The sequence below is a fragment of the Anaerotignum lactatifermentans DSM 14214 genome, assembly GCF_900142265.1.
GTDB classification, from domain to species: Bacteria; Bacillota; Clostridia; order Lachnospirales; family Anaerotignaceae; genus Anaerotignum; species Anaerotignum lactatifermentans.
In genome coordinates, this window is sequence record NZ_FRAH01000049.1 from 1 (window position 1) to 21,410 (window position 21,410).

The window sequence follows — 21,410 nt, forward strand, 5'->3', positions numbered from 1 at the left end:
CAATCAAATCTTCCTCTATCTCTTTAGGCAGCTTTGCTGGCTGTCCTGTATTTTTACGTCCCCGTCGTTCTACCGCTAAACCTTCTGGACCCTCCTCAAGATAGATGCGCTCCCAGCGCTTAATAATACCGAGACAGTTGATATTAAATCTTCTCATGGTTTCACTGAGACTTAGACCTTCTTCCCGCATCGTTTCTACCACCAGTTGCTTGAATTCTGGTGTATATCGTTTATTTGGTACTCCTTTTGGCATAAAAATCACCCCACTTGTTATTCAGTATATCATACTGTCTAACAAATGGGGTGCAGTTCACGTTTCGGAATTCTCTCTTTTTTGTTTACATATGAAGATATGCACGGATGCGGTTGCCTAGCAGGCAGGCGATGATGATTTTCACAATATCCAAGGGCAGGAATACCAACGCTCCCATGGGCAGGGATTGTAAAAACGTGGTGTTTGTCAGGTATGCCATCCATGCGGTACCCAGCATATAATTGATGATGGTTGCCAAAAATAGTCCGCCCATCTGTGCCGGTATATTTCTGGGAAAACGGGAAACAAACAGACTGCTGATGCCCGTCAGAAACAGAAATCCGATGAGATACCCGCCGCCGGGAGCGGCAAAACGGGAAAGTCCTGCCGTATAGCCGGAAAATACAGGCAGCCCCGCAGCACCTAAAAGCAGATATAGCCCAATGGCAGCCAGTGCTTGTCTGGGCGGCAATACATAGGCTGTCAGATACATGGCAAATGTACCCAATGTCAGTGCCACAGGGCTTATGGGTATGGGAATGGATATGGGTGCGAATATACAAATGACAGCTGCCATCAGGGCAGTCATGGTGAGTGTGCGTGTTTTGGTCATGGCAGATGCCTCCTTTTCTTTCTGTAAGGAGGATACGCTTTTTGTTTTTGAAAGTCAACTGATTATAAATAAAATGGTTTACAATCGAAAATAAAAAAAGTTTTGTAAGAAAAAATGAAAGATTGCGGAAGTAAAATGTGATATACTATAAAAAAATCCGGGAAAAGGGAAGGGGGAGAAGCATATGTCAAAATTTTGCAACCATTGCGGCGCGTCTGTAGGCGAGGAAGACCGGTTCTGTACGGTCTGCGGCAAGCCCATTACAGCAGAGGGTGGGGCAGAACAGCCCAAAGCACCCCATGCGGAAAGTCAAAAGAAAGAAGAATTGGATAGGGAACCCATTACCGTGGGCGGTTATCTGATTATGTTTCTGGTTATGTGTATTCCAGTGGTGAATCTGGTGGTACTGCTTTTGTGGGCATTCGGGAAAAACGGCAATGTGAACCGCCGGAATTTCTCACGGGCAGCTCTCGTTTATATTGCCATCGGCATTGTCCTGTCCATCAGTGCGGTACTGTTTTTCGTTGGTATTTTCGCCAATGCGGTGCAGTATCAGCAGTATCACACATATGAGCATTATGGCAATCCGTATAGGAACGACTGGGAATACTATGATGAGTATGTATATACGCCGGACAGCACAAACGATTTTATGTATTCCATCACCGAAGGCGACGCACCTGTGGAAGATCTGGAACTGTACGATATTACCATTTCAAACGTATGAAAGAAAACCATTCGGCACATACTACCTCTATAAAAAGGAGGCGTGGATGTGAGCGGATGGTTTTTATTTTTTGCACAGATGTTGTTTTTCCTGCTGGGGGCGTGGTATTTCCTGCGGAGCGGTTCCCGGCGGAAAGGCGGACGGGATAGCATTTCCATGGAGGAGAACGAGCGGGAAATGGAAAAGCTGGATGCTATGCGGCAGGTGGGACTGACAGAACCCTTGACGGAACAGACCCGTCCCAAGTCCTTGGGAGAAATTGTGGGGCAGGAGCGGGGCATTCGCGCCCTTCGTGCGGCTCTTTGTGGTCCCAACCCCCAGCATATCATCATTTACGGTCCCCCCGGCGTAGGCAAAACGGCAGCGGCAAGGCTGGTGCTGGAGGAAGCCAAAGGACGGCGAAATTCCCCTTTTTCCATCAATGCGAAATTTGTGGAGGTGGACGCTACCACATTGCAGTTTGACGAGCGGAGCATTGCAGACCCTTTGCTTGGTTCTGTCCATGACCCTATTTATCAGGGGGCAGGGGCTTTCGGGCAGATGGGGATTCCTCGTCCTCAGCCCGGCGCTGTCAGCGAAGCCAATGGGGGTGTGCTGTTTATCGACGAAATCGGGGAACTGCACCCAATCCAGATGAACCGTCTGCTGAAGGTGCTGGAAGACCGTGTGGCAAAGTTCCAGAGCAGTTATTACAGTCGGGAAAATAAGCGGATTCCCCCTTATATCCACGAAATTTTCCAGAAAGGTCTGCCGGCGGATTTTCGGCTCATTGGTGCCACCACCCGCAGCCCTTCGGAATTGCCGGCAGCACTGCGTTCCAGATGTACAGAGATTTTCTTTGACGGTCTGCGTCCCGAAGCCGTGGAGCAGATTGCTGCGGATAGTATGGAACGAGTAGGACTTCAGTACGAAGATGGTCTTTGTGGAAAAATTGCCCTTTATGCCGGCGGCGGCAGGGATACGGTGCGTCTGGTGCAGTCTTTAGCCTCTCTGGCGGAAATGAAGGGGCGGAACTGGGTCGGCAGTGCGGACTTGGAGTGGGTAGCAGAAGCCGGGCATTATCAGCCTTATCCCCGTCAGAAGGTGACTGCTGTGCCCCGTGTGGGCGTGGTAAATGGTCTGGCTGTCACAGGCGGTATGGGCGGCGCTGTGCTGACAGTGGAAGTGAAGATGCAGAAAAGCACAGCACCTCATTTGCAGGTGACGGGTATTGTGGAAGAAGAAGAAATCCGCAGCCCCCATGGCGTCAGCAAGAGAAAAAGCAATGCCCGCAGTTCCGCGGAAAATGTGCTGACGGTGCTGGAGGGGTTCGGCTTTGACCGAAGCCAGTATGCCGTCCATATCAATTTCCCCGGCGGTATGCCTGTGGATGGTCCCTCGGCAGGAACAGCCATGTTTCTGGCGGCCTATTCCGCTTTTACAGGAGCAGCAGTGCCGGGAGATGTGGCGCTGACAGGAGAAATTTCCCTGACAGGAAACATACTGCCTGTGGGCGGTGTTACGGAGAAATTGCAGGCGGCAGAAGAAGCCGGCGTAACCCGTGCTTATATCCCCAAGGCAAATTGGCAGGGAAGATATGAGCGGCTGGGACTGGAAGTGGTTTCTGTGGAGAAAATCGCGGAACTGCTGGAAATGGTTTTTGCCAAGAAAGAAGAAAAGCAGGCAGGCATGCCCCAAAGAGGCATTTTGACGGCGGAAGGACTGCAAAAATAGAAAAAGGCGTGAAATCTTAGATTTCACGCCTTTTATATATTCTGTTATGCCCCAAAAGGAAGCAGTGCCCAAATGACTGCAATGACGATGGTGGGGAGCATATTGGCAACTTTGAACTTTTTCTCCCAGATCAGATTGACACCTACACAGAAAATGAGCATGGAGCCGGTAAGGGACAGGTTGGCCAATGCCTGTTCTGTCATCCAAGGCTCGATGAAACGGGATAGTATGGTGATGCATCCCTGAAAGAGTGCCACAGGAATGACAGAGAAAATGCAGCCTTTCCCCATGGATGTGGTCATGATGATGACGATGATCATGTCTAAGACTGCTTTTGCCGCCAGTATGGACTAATCCCCGGCAATGCCGTCCTGAATGGCGCCTACCACTGCCATGGCACCGATACATACCGTCAGAGAAGTGTTCACAAAACCGTCTACAAATTTGGTGTCACGGTCGTTTTTGGTCTTTTTCTTCAGCCATTCGCCGAAGTGTTCCAGATGCTTTTCAATGTTCCATATTTCCCCAATGAGGGAGCCAATGGCAAAAGAACCAATAATCATCATGGTGCCGCCGCTGGTGAGTCCTGTTTCTGTGACCGTCATCATTTTTTCAATGGCGCCGCCAATGCCCAGGAAAATGACGCAAAGCCCAGTGGCTTTCATGAGGGTTTCCTGTATTCTGACGTTGATGGCTCTGCCGAAAAGGGCACCCAGAAGACCGCCCAATAATATGCCGCCGACATTGATGAGTGTTCCTAGCCCAATCATTTGTACTTCCTCCCTAAATGCATTTTTTTCTTTTGTGATGAATTGGTTTTATTTTAGATGGAATAAAAAGGATTGTCAATGTATGGAAGGTCAAAGAAAGGTTATATTTTTCAGAAAAAACATAACCTTGTGCACTGGTAGGAATTGACCGAAAGCCAGTTCTGTTGTATAATAGCTTAATTAGGCAATAAGCCTATGAGATAGAGGTGAAATAGATGATAGAAACAAAAGAGAGAATACAATTACCCATGATGGCCCTCAGAGGTCTGACGGTATTTCCCAATATGGCAATCAGCTTCCCCGTAGGCAGACAGAAATCTCTGGATGCGCTGGAAGCGGCAGATGAAGGCGACAAGCGTATTTTTCTGGTGGCACAGCGTGACCCGGAAGACGCAAGTCCCGAACAGATGGGGCTCTACGAATTTGGTACGGTGGCTACCATCAAACAGATTTTGAAACTTCCCGGCAACATGACCCATGTCATTGTGGAAGGTGTCATCCGCGGCAGATTGGCGACCATACAGCATAAGCGCAAATGCGAGTATGCGGAAATCACCACCATTGCCCAGGACTTCCCGGAACTGCCGGAGGTACATACAGCGGCGGAAATGCGCATTGCTCAGGATTTGTATGAAGAATATGCAAAGTTTGTGCCCAATACCACAGCAGTGGATTTGCTGCCCAATGTGCTGGCGGCAGGCAAGCCCGGTAAACTGGCAGACGTCATTGCGGCAGGGTTGGAAATTTCCTTTGACCGGAAGCAGAAGATTCTGGAAATCCTGAATCCTTATGACCGTTTGCAGGCAGTCATGGACATTATGCGCTATGAACAGCAGGTGCTGCGGGTGAAACGGGAAATCGAAGCCAAAACAAAAGATGCCATCGACAAAAACCAGCGGGAATATTTCCTCAGGGAAGAACTGAAAGTCATTCAGGAAGAACTGGGGGACAAAGACGGCATCGGCGCTGACGCTGCGGAATTTCGTCGTCGTCTGGAGGAAAAGAACCCTCCTGAAGAAGTACGGAAAACCGTAGAAAAGGAAATCGACCGTATGATGAAGATTCCCGTAACTTCTCCCGAGTCCAACGTGTCCCGCAGTTATATTGACACATTGCTGAACCTGCCTTGGAATGAAATGACCGAAGAAACCTTCGACCTGAAACAGGCGGCGGAAATTCTGGATGAAGACCATTACGGTCTGGAAAAAGTAAAAGAACGTATTTTGGAATATCTGGCAGTGCGGAAAAACGCTCCCGAGGAAAAAGCCACCATCCTTTGTCTGGTGGGTCCTCCCGGCGTCGGCAAAACATCCATTGCCCGTTCTGTGGCAAAGGCACTGAACCGGAAATATGTGCGCATGTCTTTGGGCGGCGTGAAAGACGAAGCGGAAATCCGCGGTCATCGCAGAACATACATCGGTGCTATGCCCGGGCGTATCATGAACGCCATGAAACAGGTGGGCACCATCAATCCTTTGATGCTTCTGGATGAAGTGGACAAGCTGGGGGTATCCTATAACGGCGACCCTGCGGCGGCACTGCTGGAAGTGCTGGACGGGGAACAGAATTTCACGTTCCGTGACCACTATGTGGAAATGCCCTATGACCTGTCTAAGGTACTGTTCATGTGTACCGCAAACAGTCTGGAACCCATTCCCGGTCCTCTTCGTGACAGAATGGAAATCATCGAACTGGGCAGCTACACCGCAACAGAAAAACAGCATATTGCCATGGAACATCTGGTGAAAAAACAGATGAAACGCCATGGGCTCAAAGGCAGTCAGCTGAAGATTCGCCCGGAAGCTGTGGAAATGATCATTGACGGCTATACCAGAGAAGCCGGCGTTCGTCAGCTGGAACGCACCATCGGTCAGGTATGCCGGAAGGCTGTGAAAGCCATCATCAGCGGTGAAAAGAAATCCATGACTGTCACAGCGAAAAATCTGGAAGAAATTCTGGGCAAACCCAGATTTACAGAAGACCGCATTTACGAAGAACCGCAGGTGGGTATCGTTCGTGGACTGGCGTGGACAGCCGTAGGCGGCACCACCCTTTCCGTGGAAGTGAATATCATGCCCGGTGACGGCAAATTCCGTCTGACCGGTAATCTGGGGAAGGTCATGAAGGAATCCGCAGAAGCGGCTATCAGCTACATCCGCTCCCAGAGCGACCGTTTCAAAGTGGAACCGGATTTCTATAAGAAACAAGACCTGCATATCCATATTCCCGAAGGGGCAACCCCCAAGGACGGTCCTTCCGCCGGTGTCACTATGACCACCGCTATGCTTTCCGCTCTGACAGGTGCGAAAGTGCGGAACGATGTGGCAATGACCGGTGAAGTGACGATCCGCGGTCGTGTCCTTTCCATCGGCGGTTTGCGGGAAAAAGTGCTGGCGGCGAAAAAAGCCGGCGTAAAAACCGTGATCCTGCCGAAACAGAACGAAAAAGATTTGCAGGAAATTTCTGATGAAATCAAAGAAGGAATGGAATTTGTTCTGGCAAAAGAAATGGACGATGTGCTGAAACACGCACTGGCGAAAGGGGAAAGCGTATGGAAGTAAAACAGTCATCGCTGGCGGCAGTGGGAACGAAATTCTCCCAGTATCCCACTGACGGCAAAGTGGAAATTGCCTTTGCGGGCAAATCCAACGTAGGCAAATCTACGCTCATCAATGCCATGCTGGGCAGAAAAGCTTTGGCCCGTACCAGCTCCCAGCCCGGCAAAACAAGAACCATCAATTTTTATGACGTGAACGACTGCATGTATGTGGTAGACTTGCCCGGCTACGGCTATGCAAAGGCGCCGAAAACGGAAATCGCCAAATGGGGTATGATGATTGAGGAATATCTCCAGAAACGAGAAGAACTCCGTGCCATCATCCTCTTGATTGACATCCGCCATGAGCCCGGCAAAAACGACATCATGATGTATGACTGGCTGAAACACTATGGCTATGACATCATCATTGCCGCTACCAAATCCGATAAGATCAACCGCAGCCAGATTCAGAAGCATCTGTCTGTCATCCGCAAAACATTGGGTCTGGGACCTGACGATGTGCTGATTCCTTTCAGCGGCGAAAAGAAAACAGGCGTACAGGAACTTTGGGCGGAAATCGAACGGTTTTTGGACTAAATCAAAGCGGATATTGGTTCTGAAAACAATTTTATGAAACATCTGACAGCTGGAATCCCTGCGGGGGTTCCGGCTTTCTTTGTTTTTTGGCAGTCTTTTAAGATTTCTTTAAGGTTGCAAAAAGTTGAAGAAAAAATGAAAGTACCATCGTTTTAGAGTATGAAAAGAAAATACACAGAAGAAAAAGGGGGTGAGCGTATCGACAGGGCAAAGAAAATCGCCATACTGCTCAGCGATTATCAAAATTTGATCTTTTCCCTCTGCTATCAAATGACGCAGAATTATTTCGAAGCAGAGGATCTGGCACAGGAAACGTTCGTGGCAGCCTATGAACATCTGGATTCTTTTGACGGCCAGCACGAAAAGGCGTGGCTATGCCGCATTGCCATGAATAAATGTCTGGATTTCCAGAGGAAGAACCGTCGGGGCGCCATCCCTCAGGATGAAAACGTCTTTATGGAACTGGCAGACGGAGAAAATGTGGAAAACAAAGTGCTGGCAGAGGAAGTACAGGCAGAGCTGCAAAAGGCATGCGAAAGTCTGAAACCGCCTTATCGGGACATTGCTGTGGCGTATTTCTGTCAGGAGAAAAGCCCCGAGGAGATTGCCACAGAGCAGAACAAGAATATCAAAACGGTACAGACACAGATTTACCGTGCCCGTGCCAGATTACAGAAAATATACGGAAAGGAGCAGATGCCATGGGACAGCGTTTCACAGAGGAACAATTAGAACAAATGATTATGCAACTGGAGCAGGGCGGTCTGCTGCAGGCGCCGCCGTCACTGGAACGGGGCGTTATGGAGAAAATCGCCAGACTGGAGGAAGAAAATCAGGCGAATATCCGGTTTTCTTCTAAAACGAAACGGATTTTTTATCAATTGAAAATCGGCGCGGCAATGGCAGCGTCTTTGGTGCTGCTGGCACTGCCTATGGGGCATGGCTCCTATGAGGAATCCCCTTACGGCAAGGCACAGCAGATGGTACAGGAGGAAGAAGAAAAGGAAAGCCTGCTGGACTATATGCAGCAGGGGACGAAAATCCTCAGCGACGGTGTCACGGGCTTTTCCGATTTCGCAATGAAACAGATTACGGAGGTATTGGATTATGGCAAATAAGAAAAACGGATTTTGGACATTTATATTTTCATTAATCCCCGGCGCGGGGGAAATGTATATGGGCTTTTTCAAGCAGGGCTTGAGCCTTATGGGGCTGTGTGCAATTGTCAGTATTGTAGCTTCTTTTCTGGGCATAGAAGAGCTGGTGATTTTGCTGCCTTTGATTTGGTTCTATAGTTTCTTCCATGTGCATCACCTGCGGAGCCTGCCGCCGGAAGAATTTCATGCCCTGGAAGATAAAATCCTGTTCTTCGATGACCGTGATTTTCAGCTGGGCACATTGACAGAAAACCGCAAAAAAGCCATTGCGGTGGTGCTGGTAGTGGTTGGCGTCATCCTGCTGTGGAATAGTGTGCTGGATTTGTTTGGCTGGATTTTGCCGGACTTCTTCAGAGAGATTTTGTGGAGTCTGCAAAACCTGCTGCCTCGTCTGGCCATTGCGGTTCTGATTCTTTACGCCGGTGTGCGGATGCTCCGGGGAACTCCTGTGAAAAAAGAAGATGTGGAGGACGAGGACGAAGACGAGGAGGTGTAAGAAATGGCAACACGTCGGATTGGTTCTGTTACCTTGGGCGGCGGTCTGATGGTATTCGGCATCCTCTTTCTGGTGCATACCTTCTGGGACGGTCTGTCCTATGGGCTGATTCTGCGGTTCTGGCCATTGCTGCTGATTTCTCTGGGGGCGGAAACACTCCTGAGCCTGCGGCAGTCGGAAACCAAATGGGTCTATGACAAAGGCGCCATTGTAATGATGATTCTCCTTGGGCTTTTTGCCATGATGATGGCGGCAGCCCAGTTTACACTGGAAGCGTGGGAAGCATTGGGATATCTGAACTGGTAATATAAAAAAGCCGGAATCCTTGGAAAAAAAGGGTTCTGGCTATTTTTTTTGCGTAAAATCTTACATTTCTTTGAAAATCCTAGAAAGATTCTCTGTATTTTTGGAGAATCTATTGACGTAGTTTTCGAAACCATTATAATTAGAGTTAGATATATTTTTGAATGGTGTAAAAAACTGGTTTTGTATATAGATGAGGAGGGAAATCCCCATGGTAAAAATCATTACAGACAGCACCTGCGACCTGACAAAGGAACGCATGGAGGAAATTGGTGTCACTTGTGTGCCTTTGACGGTGCACATCGGCAATGACATCTATTTGGATGGCGTGGATTTGAGTAAAGCGGAATTTTACGAAAAGCTGCGGACGGAAAAATCTTTCCCCACCACAGCACAGCCCACACCCCATACTTTTGAGGAAGTGTTTACGGCGGCGCTGGAAGAAGCGGACGAAGTGGTGTGCCTGCTGATTTCTTCGGAATTGAGCGGTACAGTGCAGTCTGCCAATATCGCCAAAAACACCATGGAACGGGAGGAAATCCATATTCTGGATTCCCGCACCACATGCCTTTCTCTGGGGCTTTTGGTGGAAATCGCTGCCCAGAGAGCCAAAGAAGGCAAAACGGCGGCAGAAATCATGACGGAATTGGAAGGGCTCACCAGCCGTGTGCGCATCTGCGCTGGTATCGAAACATTGGAATATCTGAAAAAAGGCGGCAGACTTTCCGGCACAGCGGCGGCGCTGGGGACTATGCTGAATATCCGCCCTTTGATGGGGATTCTGGATGGGAAGGTGCTCATGTTGGGCAAAGCCAGAGGCAATAAAAAAATGTATGCCCAGTTGAAGCAGATGGTAGAGGAGGAAGGCATTGACGATGATTATCCCGTCCTCCTTGGTCATGCCCAGTCCATGGAAAACTATGAAAAATTCAAAGAAGCCTGCGGTGACCTCATTGAAGGCAGAACCCAGCTTTATGGGGATATCGGCTGTGTGGTAGGCGCCCATGCCGGTCCCGGTATCGTTGGCATTGCCTTTATCAAAAAAGCATGAATCAAAGAAGAGCCTGTTCTAGGCTCTTTTTTTGCGCTTAAAATTCTTACATTTTTCTAAAATAGGAAAAACAGGTTGACAAAACGCTCTTACAGTTGTAAGTTATAGTTAAACTACAAACGTAAGAGAGAAAGGAGGGAAAACCAACATGGAGGAAAAAATGAAAATCAGCGAAGCGGAACTGGAGGTATTGCAGGTGCTTTGGGATGCGGAGGAGCCCTTGAAAATACAGGATGTCTGCGACCGTTTGGAAAATAAGAAATGGAAGTACAACACCGTAGGTACACTGCTTCTGCGCATGGCAGAAAAAGGCGCGGTGGTGTCGGAAAAGAAAAACCGCATCATTTACTACCGCCCAGTCTGGGAGCGGGAAGCCTATCAGAAGGAACAGACGGAAACGCTCATTGACAGACTCTATCACGGCTCCGCCAAAGAACTGGCGGTGTCCTTGTTCCAAGGGGGGAACATGACCAAAGAGGACTTGGAGGACATTCGGAAAATGTTCGATTTGTGATTTCTGAAGAAAGGAGGGAGTGAAGGTGATGGAATGGTTTCAGACCTTTTTGGTGCTTTCTGTGGCAGGAAGTCTTCTTGCGGGCATTTTGCTGGCGCTGAAGAGATGGACAGGAAAGCAGTTTTCGCCCACATGGCAATATGTGCTTTGGGTAGGTGTTCTGCTGGTGATGGTGGTGCCTGTTTCCGTGAAAGTGCCTGCCCTTGTGCAGCCCCTACAGGAAAAACAAGTGGTGCAGACAGTACCGCTTCCAGCGGAACAGACTATGACAGAACAGCCAGCGCCTGTGGATACTGTTGAAGCACCAGCGGGAGAAATCCTGCCTTTTACGGAAGAAACAGCTTTGCCGCCCGTTCCTTGGTGGGATGTGCTGGCAGTCCTTTGGGTATTGGGGGCTTTGGGGAGCCTTGGATACCGACTGACAGGCTATTTTCGCTTTGGCAGATATATCCGCCGCACAGGAAAGCCCATGGAGTTGGCAGGCGTGCCAAAACGTCTGCGGGTCTACGAAACATCGGCGGCAGTTTCGCCTATGGTCATGGGGATTTTAAGACCGACGCTGATTCTGCCGGAAACAGCCCTGACAGAAAGCCGCCTGCCTTATGTGCTGTGCCATGAACTGGTGCATTACCGCCGTGGGGATATTTTTTGGCGTTGGCTGGCAGTTCTGGCAACGTCTATCCATTGGTTCAATCCGGTGGTTTATGTGGCAGCGGCGCAGATGCAGGAAGCCTGTGAGATTTCCTGTGACTGGTGTGTGGTACGGTCTATGGAGCGGGCAAAACGGGATGACTACATGCGGGTGATTCTGGAACTTTTGGCGGAGGCAATGGCAAAAAAACAGATTTTGACTACACAAATGGCAAGTGAGAAGAAACAATTACAAAGGAGGTTTACCATGATTCGCAATCAAAAACCTGTGGGGATGAAAAAATTACTGTTGAGTGTCTGTGTGGGGACAGCGTTTTTGGGGGCAGCATGGCTGACAGGCTGTACCCTCCGGGAAACTTATGTGACAAAAGAGCAGAAGGTGGAAACGGCTGCTGAAATCGGCGGTCTGGCAGAAGAAGGCAGTCTGCTGTTTGTAGGCGTAGATGATCGCGGCAGTGCCGATGCCATTTTCACCTACGAAATGTCCCAAGAAGGAAAGGCAACCATCTATTCCATACCCAGAGATACCTTCATCGCCGATGGGCAGAGGATTTCCGCTTTGCTTGCGGAGGAAAACGGGGATGAAAAGATGATTCAGACGGTTTCGGAAATCACGGCAAGACCTGTAAAGGATTATGTGCGGATGGATTTGACGGCAGTGGAGGCAGTCATAGACGCTTTGGGCGGCGTCACCTTTACGGTGTCCCAAGATATGGACTATGACGACCCCTATCAGAATCTTTCCATTCATTTGCAGGCAGGAGAACAGACATTGTCCGGGAAAGACGCTGTTGGACTGCTGCGGTATCGGAAGGGCTATCCCGAGGGGGATTTGAAGCGCATCGAAGTACAGCAGGCATTTTTGCTGGAACTGTTCCGTCAGAAATGTAACCCTGCTTATCTGAAAGAAATTCCGGCAGTGATGGATGCCATCAAGGGGCATGTGACAACGAATTTGATTGTGGAAGATGTGGTAAAATACGGTGAAGAACTTTATCACCTCAAACAAAATGGTATGGATGCGGTGGAGATGTACACCCTCCAGAATGGCGATATGTATTATGAAACAGCCCAGGAAGGCGGCGGCATGAGCCTTTTTGCAGGGCAGTCAGCCGATGCTTTGACGAATGATGATACCTTTGCCAAAGAACAGCCGGCGTTGGTGCCTGTAGGTCAATAAACGTATTGGTGCGGAATCTCTTTTTCAGGAGGGGTTTCGCACTTTTTCTTTTTCTGTGTTTGTTTGCAGGAAAAAACATTTTTCTGGCGAAATGGTTATCATAGGAAAAATGTCAAAGGCAGAGAGGAATGAAATGATGAGGGCTGATATTTCACTGGATCTATACCGTATTTTCTGTGCCGTGGTGCGGACGGGAAACATGTCCCGGGCGGCAAAGGAGCTTTATATTTCCCAGCCGGCAGTGAGCATGGCAGTGCGGCAGCTGGAGGAACGGATGGGCGGAGAATTGCTGGTGCGGACGGCACGGGGCGTTTATCCCACGGCGGAAGGAAAAACGCTTTATACTTATCTGTCACAAGCCATGGGGCTTATTCAGGCGGCAGAGGATAAGTATTTCCAGATGCTCCATATGGAAACAGGGGAATTGAAGATCGGTGCCAGTGATTCCGTTATCGCTCACTTTTTGCTGCCTTATCTGGAGCAGTACCATAAGCACTTCCCGGATATCAGCATCAAAGTCAACAATAAAACCACTTATGAGTCTTTGCGTCTGCTGCGGAACGGCAGTGTGGATGTGTGCTTTGTGAATTTGCCCATTGAAGGGGATGGGGATCTGGACGTGACTCCTTGCATGGATATTCAGGATGTGCTCATCGGCGGTGAGCGGTATCGCCCTTTGGCACAGGTGGGGATGGATGTGCGCAGTCTGCCTAAGTATCCCCTGTTGCTGTTGGAGGATTTGAGCAATTCCCGCCGCTGTCTGGACAAATACGCCAGAGAAAACGGCGTGGAACTGAATCCCATTCTGGAACTGGGCAGCAGTGATTTGCTGGTAAGCTTTGCGAAAATCAATCTGGGGCTGACCTTTGTCATTCGGGAATTTACCAAAGAAGCCCTCTCGTCAGGGGGACTTTATGAAATCCCTTTGGTGCCGCCGGTGCCCAAACGCCAGATTGGTATGGTGCGGCTGAAAGAAGTTGCCATGCCCCATGCCCTCCGGGGATTTGTGGAACTAATGGGTTTGGATAAAAATGACATTGACAAATGAGAATCGAAATGTTAATATATGAGCAGATATTCAAATGAAGGGAGGCAGAAGCTCCATGGAACAATATAGAGAAGAAGTGGATATGATTCGGGAGCTGGACAATGATTTTGTCAAAGATCTGGCGGAATTTTTCAAAATCTTTGGCGATGCCACCCGTATCCGCATCCTGCGTCTTTTGATGGATCAGGAACAGAATGTGGGAGAACTGGCAGACGCGCTGGATATGACCCAGTCGGCAGTGTCCCATCAGCTGCGTGTGCTGCGGCAGAATGGTCTGGTGCGGTACCGGAAGGAAGGGAAAACCGTTTATTATTCTCTGGACGACGACCATGTGCGGACGGTTCTGGAACAGGGTACCACCCATATTCGCCATAAATATGGCTATGAAGAAGATTAAATTTGCGGCGGAAGAACGCTTTCGCCCGCAAAAATTTTTAGGTAATACATGAATAACTACTCATATAATCAAATATAATTAGATCAGAGGTGTGAACCATGAAAGAAATGACCATTTCCCTGAAAGGGCTGACCTGTGCCAACTGCGCGGGAAAAATCGAAAAAGCCGTGGGAGAAATGCCGGAAACAAAAGAAGCGGAAATCAATCTGCTGAAACAGGAAATGCGACTGGTGCCAGCGGCAGAAGCAGACCGGACAAAACTGCTGGAAAAAGTAACAAAAACCGTACACAAATACGAAAGTGATGTGGAAGTATCCCTTGTGGAAAAGAAAAAACCTCAAGGAGAAATGACCATTTCCCTGAAAGGGCTGACCTGTGCCAACTGTGCAGGAAAAATCGAAAAAGCCGTGGGAGAAATGCCAGAAACGAAAGAAGCGGAAATCAATCTGCTGAAGCAGGAAATGCGGCTGGTGCCTACAGCAGAAGCAGACCGGACAAAACTGCTGGAAAAAGTAACAGAAACCGTACACAAGTATGAAAGTGACGTGGAAGTATCCCTTGTGGAAAAGAAGAAGCCCCAAGGAGAAATGACCATTTCCCTGAAAGGCTTGACCTGTGCCAACTGCGCGGGAAAAATCGAAAAAGCAGTGGGAGAAATGCCGGAAACAAAAGAAGCGGAAATCAATCTGCTGAAGCAGGAAATGCGACTGGTGCTTACAGCAGGAGCAGACAGGGAAAAGCTGCTGGAAAAAGTAACAGAAACCGTACACAAATACGAAAGTGATGTGGAAGTATCCCTTGTGGAAAAGAAAAAGCTCCAAGGAGAAATGACCATTTCACTGAAGGGCTTGACCTGTGCCAACTGTGCGGGAAAAATTGAAAAAGCCGTGGGAGAAATGCCGGAAACGAAAGAAGCGGAAATCAATCTGATGAAGCAGGAAATGCGACTGGTGCCAGCGGCGGAAGCAGACCGGACAAAGTTGCTTGATAAAGTAACAGAAATCGTACACAAGTACGAAAAAGATGTAGAAGTGTCTTTGGCGGAACAGGGACAGAGCTGCAGCATTGCCCATGGACATTGTGATGGGGATTGCTGCGGACATACACATTCTCAAGAAGAAACGGCAGGCAAAAAGCTGATTCTCCGCTTTGGTGTGGGGCTGGCGTTTTTTGTGGCAGCTTGTCTTTGGCAGAAACAGGGGCAGACAGCACTGTTTTTGATTTCTTATGCCATCTTTGGCTATGATGTCATTTTGCAGGCATTGAAGAATATTTCCAAAGGGCAGGTTTTTGATGAAAACTTCCTCATGTCCCTTTCTACCGTAGGTGCCATGGTCATTGGTGAAATGAGCGAAGCCGTTTTCGTTATGCTCTTTTATCAGGTGGGGGAAGCCTTTCAGGACTATGCTGTCCGTCGTTCCCGCCGCTCCATTACGGCGCTTATGGATATCCGACCGGATTTTGCCCATGTGCTGACAGCTGACGGCAGTTTGCAGAAAGTTTCGCCGGAACAGGTGGCAATCGGTGATGTGATTGTGGTAAAAGCAGGGGAGAAAATCCCTCTGGATGGTACCGTAGTAGAAGGCAGTGCCCTTCTGGATACGGCAGCCCTCACCGGGGAATCTCTGCCCAGAGAAGTGGAAGCAGGCAGCACTGTTCTCAGCGGATGCATCAACCGGGATGGCTTACTTCATGTGGAAGTGACAAAACCTTTCGGAGAATCCACTGTCATGAAGATTCTGGAACTGGTGGAAAACGCCGCCGGACGAAAATCCAAGACAGAAAAATTCATCACACGTTTTGCGCGGGTATATACACCTGCGGTGGTAGGTCTGGCAGTGCTTTTGGCAGTGGTACCGCCTATTCTGGGTCAGGGCGCCTTTTCCCAGTGGATTGGGCGTGCGCTGATTTTCCTGGTTGTATCCTGTCCTTGTGCATTGGTATTGTCTGTGCCTTTGAGCTATTTCGCTGGTATCGGTGCCGCATCTAAGAACGGCATCCTCATCAAAGGCGGCAATGTGCTGGATACCCTGTGTCATACAAAACGTATTGTATTTGACAAAACAGGTACCCTTACAAAAGGGCAGTTTACGGTCACAAAAATCGAAGGCGAAAATCCGGCGGCTCTGCTGGAAATGGCAGCGGCAGGGGAAAGCCTTTCCAACCATCCCGTTGCCCGTGCCATTGCGAAACACTATGAAACAGAAACAGGCAGACAGCCGGAAGGGGTAACAGATTACGCGGAACAGGGCGGCATGGGTATTACCTGTCAGTGGAAGGGTGCCCATCTGGCTTTGGGGAACCGCCGTTTGATGGAAAAAGAAGGGGTTTCCTGTCCCGAAGCTGTGGGAACCGGTTCTGTGGTTTATGTGGCAAAAGACGGTGTTTATGAGGGCTATCTGGTGGTGGATGACACCATCAAAGACGGTGCGGCAGATGCATTGGCGGCGTTGCAACCTTATGGCGTCACAGAAACAGTCATGCTGACAGGTGACGGCAAAGCGGCGGCGGAAAAAGTGGGCAATACCCTTGGCATCCACCGCATCTATGCGGAACTGCTGCCGGCGGATAAGCTGCATATTCTGGAAAATATGCCCCAAATGGAAGAAGGTGCCAAAACGGCTTTTGTAGGGGATGGCATCAACGATGCGCCTGTATTGGCAGGGGCTGATGTGGGCATTGCCATGGGGGCTATGGGCTCCGATGCTGCCATGGAAGCGGCAGATGTGGTGCTTATGGATGATGATTTGCGGAAAATCTCCGTGGGTCTGCGCATTGCAAAGAACACAAGAAAAATTGTGATGCAGAACATCGTTTTTGCCTTGGGTATCAAAATTTTGGTGCTTCTCCTCAGTGCATTGGGTATGGCAACCATGTGGATAGCAGTCTTTGCCGATGTAGGCGTAGCCGTGCTGGCAATCCTCAACGCCATGCGGAAGAAATAAACCGAAAGTTTCTCCCAAGAAAAAAGTGTTTTTTCGCTTTCTTGATTTCTGAGGGGAAATTGGAAGAAACCCAATAAAATATGGATGCAATAAAAAAGCTGAAATCCTTTGTATGGCAAAGGTTTCAGCTTTTCTTATTTCCTCATGAAGATGCCCCGTATCTGTCATCAGGGAGCAATATCTTTGGGTTTTGTGTCGGCATAGTAAATGTCTTTTCCATCCATGCCGCTGATTTCACAGCTCAGATTGCAGGCGCAGCCATCCCCGGTGATATAGAACACGTTCATACCTTTTTGCAGGGAAATGGTCATTTCGTTGTTGACTTCTTCCGTTACGGCAGAGGAATCCAAAGGCACAGACATTTTTTCTTTGCTGCTTTCTGCATAACAGCCGATTTGGGCGTCGCCGGCTTCTTTGGTGAAGTTATAGTACAAAGTCACTTCCGTATCCCTTGCGGCTTCTATGTAGAAAAAGGGCGTTTCTGTTTCCGTGGGGGTAGCTTCCAGACTGACGGCAAGGGCATTTCCATTGGCCATACGCAGGGACTGGAAAACGGATGCCTGGGCTTCAACAGCGGCTTCTCCTGTGGGCAGGGGCGTAACAGGTTCTTTTTGTGCCTGACAGGCTGCAAGCCCCAGAACCAGTACACCACAGAGCATATATAATTTCATATTTTTCATATTATGTCACCTCAAAAACTGTTTTGTGTAAACAGTATATGCTTCAATTTTTACATTACCCGAAAAGAATCCTTACATTTTTATTAAATAAAAATACAGCTTTGTGGAAGAAAAAGAACAGTCTGTGACAGAATGTAACGGTTTCATTTCTCATTGCCGGAATATGGCGGAAAACAGGGGGTTTGGGTAAAAAAAACAGACAGCTTTCAGCAAGCTGTCTGTTTTTTTATTCCTCCGGCTTTGCGGGGGTAATGACTTTTTTCACATTTTTTTCAAACTTCACACGGGGCAGCATGACCATATGTCCGCAGCCGCAGCATTTGATACGGAAATCAATGCCCGTCCGCAGGATTTCCCACTGGTTGGAGCCGCAGGGATGGTCTTTTTTCATTTGTACGATATCGCCAACAGAAAACTGCATGGTTTATCCCTCCTTTTGCTGTACGATATGCAGGGTGCGCTGAGGGAAGGGGATTTCGATGCCTTCTTTGTCCAGCCGGTTTTTGATACGGCGGCGCAGCTCTGCTTCTACGGAAATGTTTGTTTTTACATGACATTTTGCCACGATTTTTACGGTAACTGCGGAATCATCCAGTCCTGTCACGCCCACGATTGTAGGTGTTTCCAGAATATCCGGCATGTCTTTTGTCTGTTCCATTTCGTCCCGCAGGACTTCCAGCACATGGTCGATATTGGCGTCATAGGAAACGCCTACAGTGACAACGGCGTTGATGAAATCCCGGCACATGTTGGTAACGGTGCCCACGGAACCGTTAGGGATGATATGGACACTGCCCTGGGGGTCGCGGATTTTGGTGGAACGCAGGGTAACGCTTTCCACGGTGCCGGTGATGTTCTGGATGGTGACGATGTCCCCCACAGCGTAATGGTCTTCAAAGAGGATGAAGAACCCTTCCAGCATATCCGTTACCACGCTCTGGGCGCCCAGACCAATGGCAACAGAGCCGGCACTGGCAACCACCAGCATGGATTTGGGGTCTACGCCGATGAATGTGAGGGCGGTGAAGATACCGATGAAGTAAATGACGTATTTCACCACGCTGGAAGTGATGGAGTTCAGTGTTTTTGCTTTCCGCTGGGTCATGGCAAGACGCTGTTTTTTGGTCTGTGCCGCGAAGAATTTCCGCATAAGATGGTTGATGATGCGGATGAGGAACCAGCAGATGACAAACGTAGCCACAACTTTTAAGAGAACGAAGCCAGCCTCCGTGGCTGCTTCCAGTAATTTTTCTGTGGCTGTCAGTGTTTTTTCCACCTGTTCTTCTAAATCAACGGCATCTGTTACCGTGGATGCCTGGAGCAGGATGGAAGGAAGATGTGAAATCATGGTGCAGTCCTCCTTTTATGGTAACGGGAAGCCGCCTGGACAAAGTGGCTGAAAAGGGCTTCCTGTTCTTTTGTATGCATAGATTCTGGATGCCACTGGACACCCAGCACAAAGTCTTTTTCCGGCATTTCCATGGCTTCCGTCAAGCCGTCGGCACTGCGGGCACAGGCGTGGAAGCCTTTTCCCAGAAAGGATACTGCCTGATGGTGCAGGGAATTGACAGCAATCTTTGAAGTCCGCCAGAGTTTTTCCAGCTGACTGCCTGGAATGATGGTAATGCTGTGGGTGGCGTAGGGACGGGGTGCCTGCTGGCTGTGCTTGAGGGTAGTGCCCGTCTGTACTTCGATATCCTGATAAATACCGCCGCCTGCGGCAATGTTCATAATCTGCATGCCACGGCAAACGCCGAAAAGAGGCAGATTCCGTTTCATGGCTTCTTTGCAGAGGGAAAGTTCATATTCATCCCGCAGGGGCGAAATCTGTCCATTCTGCCGGATGGGTTCTTCCCCAAAGCGCAGAGGGTCAATATCTCCGCCGCCGGTAAAGAGGATGCCGTCCACAAAGTCGGGAAAATCTTCCCCGGGGAACAGCAGCACAGGAACGCCGCCGGCTTTCAGCAGGGCATTGGTATAGTCTTCACTGATTTTGAATCTTGTTTTTTCATAGGAATAGTCCGGCGTAATGCCGATAATGGGTTTTTTCATCATGTCACACCCTTTCTCTGCTCTTTTACAGTATACAAAAGGTGGGCGTGTTTTGCAACTGACAGAAGTATCAGAAAAACTTGTCAGAAAAAAGCAAAAAAAGTCAAGAGGATAAAAAGGGGGTTCTTGAATTATGTCGGAAATGTATGGTATGATGAAAAAAATGTCTATGATTTGGTAAGAAAATCAGAATAGGAGTGGATATACATGAGAACAATCGGCATCATTGGTGCTATGGAAGAAGAAATTTCTTTCCTGCGGGAAAAAATGGATATCGTTACCACCAAAAGCGTGGTTGGTCTGACTTATTATGTGGGACGTTACGAAGGGAATAATGTGGTACTGGTGAAAAGCGGTATCGGCAAAGTCAACGCCGCAGTCTGCACACAGGCAATGATTGACCATTTTGGCGTGGACTATATCATCAACACAGGCGTGGCAGGGGGTCTTTCTCCTGAACTGCATGTGGGGGACATCCTCATTTCCGTAGACGCGGTGCAGCATGATATGGATACATCCGCTTTTGGCGACCCCATCGGCGTCATCCCACGTATGGCAGAAAGCTATTTCAAAGCCGATGAAGCCCTTGTGGAATTGGCGCAGGAAGCGGCAAAAACATGCGGTCTGGACTGTCGTATCATCACCGGACGTGTGGCAAGCGGCGACCAGTTCATCGCCACTCAGGAAGCCAGAGAGAAAATCCGCAAAACCGTCAAAGGGGACTGTGCGGAAATGGAAGGGGCTGCCATTGCCCATGCCTGCTGGCTGAACCGGATTCCTTTCCTCATCATCCGCGCCATTTCTGACAGTGCCAATGAGGATGCAGGCATGTCCTTCGATGAATTTTGCGTCATGGCAGCACAGCGCAGCAGCCTGCTGACAGAAACCATGATCGCAGCCATGAAAAACTAAATTTTCCTATAAAATCAGGGGGAGAAGTCATTCTTTTTGGAAGAACTTCTCCTTTTTATTTTTCTATCCGTATAATGGGACAAAGCGTTAAAAAATGAACAAAAAACAGGGAAGAATTTCTATGTTATTTCTGGATGTATACCTATTGTCAGGGGGCTGGGAGTTATGTATAATGCAAGGGAAAGGAAATATTTTGTATACAAACAAATTTAGATAAACAGCGAAAAGAAAGGGTGGCATTTCCATGACAGCAAAGACACATGGTTACATCACAAAAGAAATCGAACTGGAACAGATTTACCGTTTTATCCTGAGATATTTCGATCCCGAAGCAAAGGTAAACCGTTATGAAAACCGTTTCGGTGAAAGCAATGAAATGGCTGTTTACTTCACTTATAAGGGCGAAGAAAGACGTCTGTTCTCCATGATTTACAAGAGTCGTAAATTCTCCAAGACAGGCGAAAAGAAACGTCTGATCTTCCTGGATCTGGATTACTGGGGTCACAGCGTAGAAATCATGCGCTCCATCATTTCCTTCTTCAGCGGCTGGATGGATGAAAACGACTGCGATAAAGAAGGTCCTTACTACATCGACGAACAGCCCGACGGCGTAGTACCCAACATCATCAAAATCACAAGAAAAGAACTGAATAAACGTATGGGCGGCATGGTCGTTATCATCGACGATGACGACGAAGACGAAGAATAAGTCTGAAAAGCAAAACCGGAATTTCCCTGTTACAAAGAGGGATTTCCGGTTTTTTTCTTTTGTACGGCTATTTTTACAGGCAATTTGCGAGAAAAAATAGGAA

At 48.7% G+C, this 21,410-nt stretch carries 22 protein-coding genes and 2 pseudogenes; 17 read left to right on the forward strand and 7 right to left on the reverse strand.

Annotation, left to right across the window (positions count from 1 at the left end; genetic code table 11):
- Positions 1 to 253, reverse strand: a 253-nt coding sequence (locus tag BUB35_RS12310; protein WP_072852189.1) for a helix-turn-helix domain-containing protein, incomplete at its 3' end; no start/stop codon positions are given.
- Between the two features lie 85 nt (positions 254 to 338).
- Positions 339 to 866, reverse strand: coding sequence for a biotin transporter BioY (locus BUB35_RS12315; protein WP_072852191.1), 528 nt, complete (start codon positions 864 to 866; stop codon positions 339 to 341).
- 184 nt (positions 867 to 1,050) lie between these two features.
- Between BUB35_RS12315 and BUB35_RS12320 the strand changes: the two genes are divergently transcribed.
- Both BUB35_RS12320 and BUB35_RS19790 read left to right on the forward strand, forming a co-directional pair.
- The gene (locus BUB35_RS12320) at positions 1,051 to 1,593 is read left to right on the forward strand and encodes a zinc-ribbon domain-containing protein (protein ID WP_072852193.1); all 543 of its coding nucleotides are present in this window, start codon (positions 1,051 to 1,053) and stop codon (positions 1,591 to 1,593) included.
- A 48-nt stretch (positions 1,594 to 1,641) separates the two neighbouring features.
- Positions 1,642 to 3,306: a S16 family serine protease gene (locus BUB35_RS19790; protein WP_276326390.1), complete on the forward strand. Its 1,665-nt coding sequence runs from the start codon at positions 1,642 to 1,644 to the stop codon at positions 3,304 to 3,306.
- A 44-nt stretch (positions 3,307 to 3,350) separates the two neighbouring features.
- Here BUB35_RS19790 and BUB35_RS12330 read toward each other — a convergent pair.
- A pseudogene (locus BUB35_RS12330) lies at positions 3,351 to 4,076 on the reverse strand (DUF554 domain-containing protein).
- Positions 4,077 to 4,291: 215 nt separating this feature from the next.
- Between BUB35_RS12330 and lon the strand changes: the two are divergent.
- The 13 genes and pseudogenes from lon to BUB35_RS12395 all read left to right on the forward strand — a co-directional run bounded on the left by lon (position 4,292) and on the right by BUB35_RS12395 (position 16,954).
- Positions 4,292 to 6,637, forward strand: a complete 2,346-nt coding sequence (lon, locus tag BUB35_RS12335) for an endopeptidase La (RefSeq protein ID WP_072852195.1) — start codon at positions 4,292 to 4,294, stop codon at positions 6,635 to 6,637.
- The gene (yihA, locus tag BUB35_RS12340; protein ID WP_022255187.1) at positions 6,628 to 7,212 is read left to right on the forward strand and encodes a ribosome biogenesis GTP-binding protein YihA/YsxC; all 585 of its coding nucleotides are present in this window, start codon (positions 6,628 to 6,630) and stop codon (positions 7,210 to 7,212) included. The genes lon and yihA overlap by 10 nt, the downstream gene beginning before the upstream one ends.
- A 159-nt stretch (positions 7,213 to 7,371) precedes the next feature.
- Positions 7,372 to 7,944, forward strand: coding sequence for an RNA polymerase sigma factor (locus tag BUB35_RS12345; protein ID WP_072852196.1), 573 nt, complete (start codon positions 7,372 to 7,374; stop codon positions 7,942 to 7,944).
- A complete protein-coding gene (locus tag BUB35_RS12350) occupies positions 7,914 to 8,330 on the forward strand; it encodes a hypothetical protein (RefSeq protein ID WP_072852198.1) in 417 nt (138 codons plus the stop codon). Before BUB35_RS12345 ends, BUB35_RS12350 begins: the two co-directional genes overlap by 31 nt.
- Positions 8,320 to 8,865, forward strand: coding sequence for a hypothetical protein (locus BUB35_RS12355; protein ID WP_072852200.1), 546 nt, complete (start codon positions 8,320 to 8,322; stop codon positions 8,863 to 8,865). Before BUB35_RS12350 ends, BUB35_RS12355 begins: the two co-directional genes overlap by 11 nt.
- Before the next feature lie 3 nt (positions 8,866 to 8,868).
- Complete coding sequence (locus BUB35_RS12360; protein ID WP_072852202.1) at positions 8,869 to 9,171, forward strand: LiaF transmembrane domain-containing protein; 303 nt, start codon at positions 8,869 to 8,871, stop codon at positions 9,169 to 9,171.
- Positions 9,172 to 9,379: 208 nt separating this feature from the next.
- The gene (locus tag BUB35_RS12365; RefSeq protein WP_072852203.1) at positions 9,380 to 10,219 is read left to right on the forward strand and encodes a DegV family protein; all 840 of its coding nucleotides are present in this window, start codon (positions 9,380 to 9,382) and stop codon (positions 10,217 to 10,219) included.
- Positions 10,220 to 10,367: 148 nt separating this feature from the next.
- Complete coding sequence (locus BUB35_RS12370; RefSeq protein WP_072852205.1) at positions 10,368 to 10,733, forward strand: BlaI/MecI/CopY family transcriptional regulator; 366 nt, start codon at positions 10,368 to 10,370, stop codon at positions 10,731 to 10,733.
- A gap of 28 nt (positions 10,734 to 10,761) precedes the next feature.
- Entirely contained in the window at positions 10,762 to 12,564 is a 1,803-nt protein-coding gene (locus tag BUB35_RS12375) for a M56 family metallopeptidase (RefSeq protein WP_242949252.1), read from the forward strand.
- Between the two features lie 133 nt (positions 12,565 to 12,697).
- Positions 12,698 to 13,612, forward strand: coding sequence for a LysR family transcriptional regulator (locus tag BUB35_RS12380; protein ID WP_072852230.1), 915 nt, complete (start codon positions 12,698 to 12,700; stop codon positions 13,610 to 13,612).
- A 55-nt stretch (positions 13,613 to 13,667) separates the two neighbouring features.
- Positions 13,668 to 14,009 (forward strand): ArsR/SmtB family transcription factor, encoded by a 342-nt coding sequence (locus BUB35_RS12385; RefSeq protein WP_084730680.1) that lies wholly within the window; start codon positions 13,668 to 13,670, stop codon positions 14,007 to 14,009.
- A 107-nt stretch (positions 14,010 to 14,116) separates the two neighbouring features.
- Positions 14,117 to 14,764, forward strand: a pseudogene (locus BUB35_RS20355) (heavy-metal-associated domain-containing protein); the annotation flags it as partial.
- 72 nt (positions 14,765 to 14,836) lie between these two features.
- Entirely contained in the window at positions 14,837 to 16,954 is a 2,118-nt protein-coding gene (locus BUB35_RS12395; RefSeq protein WP_465220324.1) for a heavy metal translocating P-type ATPase, read from the forward strand.
- A gap of 167 nt (positions 16,955 to 17,121) precedes the next feature.
- Here BUB35_RS12395 and BUB35_RS12400 read toward each other — a convergent pair whose 3' ends face one another.
- From BUB35_RS12400 to BUB35_RS12415, 4 genes are all read right to left on the reverse strand, one after another.
- A complete protein-coding gene (locus tag BUB35_RS12400) occupies positions 17,122 to 17,634 on the reverse strand; it encodes a hypothetical protein (RefSeq protein WP_072852212.1) in 513 nt (170 codons plus the stop codon).
- Positions 17,635 to 17,860: 226 nt separating this feature from the next.
- Entirely contained in the window at positions 17,861 to 18,055 is a 195-nt protein-coding gene (locus BUB35_RS12405; RefSeq protein ID WP_022255174.1) for a DUF951 domain-containing protein, read from the reverse strand.
- 3 nt (positions 18,056 to 18,058) lie between these two features.
- Positions 18,059 to 18,982, reverse strand: coding sequence for a mechanosensitive ion channel family protein (locus tag BUB35_RS12410; protein WP_072852214.1), 924 nt, complete (start codon positions 18,980 to 18,982; stop codon positions 18,059 to 18,061).
- Positions 18,979 to 19,689 (reverse strand): gamma-glutamyl-gamma-aminobutyrate hydrolase family protein, encoded by a 711-nt coding sequence (locus BUB35_RS12415; RefSeq protein WP_242949250.1) that lies wholly within the window; start codon positions 19,687 to 19,689, stop codon positions 18,979 to 18,981. The genes BUB35_RS12410 and BUB35_RS12415 overlap by 4 nt, the downstream gene beginning before the upstream one ends.
- 204 nt (positions 19,690 to 19,893) lie before the next feature.
- On the opposite strand from BUB35_RS12415, the gene BUB35_RS12420 reads away from it, so the two are divergent.
- On the forward strand, positions 19,894 to 20,598 hold the full coding sequence (locus BUB35_RS12420; protein ID WP_072852216.1) for a 5'-methylthioadenosine/adenosylhomocysteine nucleosidase: 705 nt from the start codon (positions 19,894 to 19,896) through the stop codon (positions 20,596 to 20,598).
- A 244-nt stretch (positions 20,599 to 20,842) separates the two neighbouring features.
- Positions 20,843 to 21,307 carry a hypothetical protein gene (locus tag BUB35_RS12425; protein ID WP_072852218.1) on the forward strand — a complete coding sequence of 155 codons (465 nt, stop codon included), beginning with the start codon at positions 20,843 to 20,845 and terminating at the stop codon, positions 21,305 to 21,307.
- Positions 21,308 to 21,410: the final 103 nt, after the last annotated feature.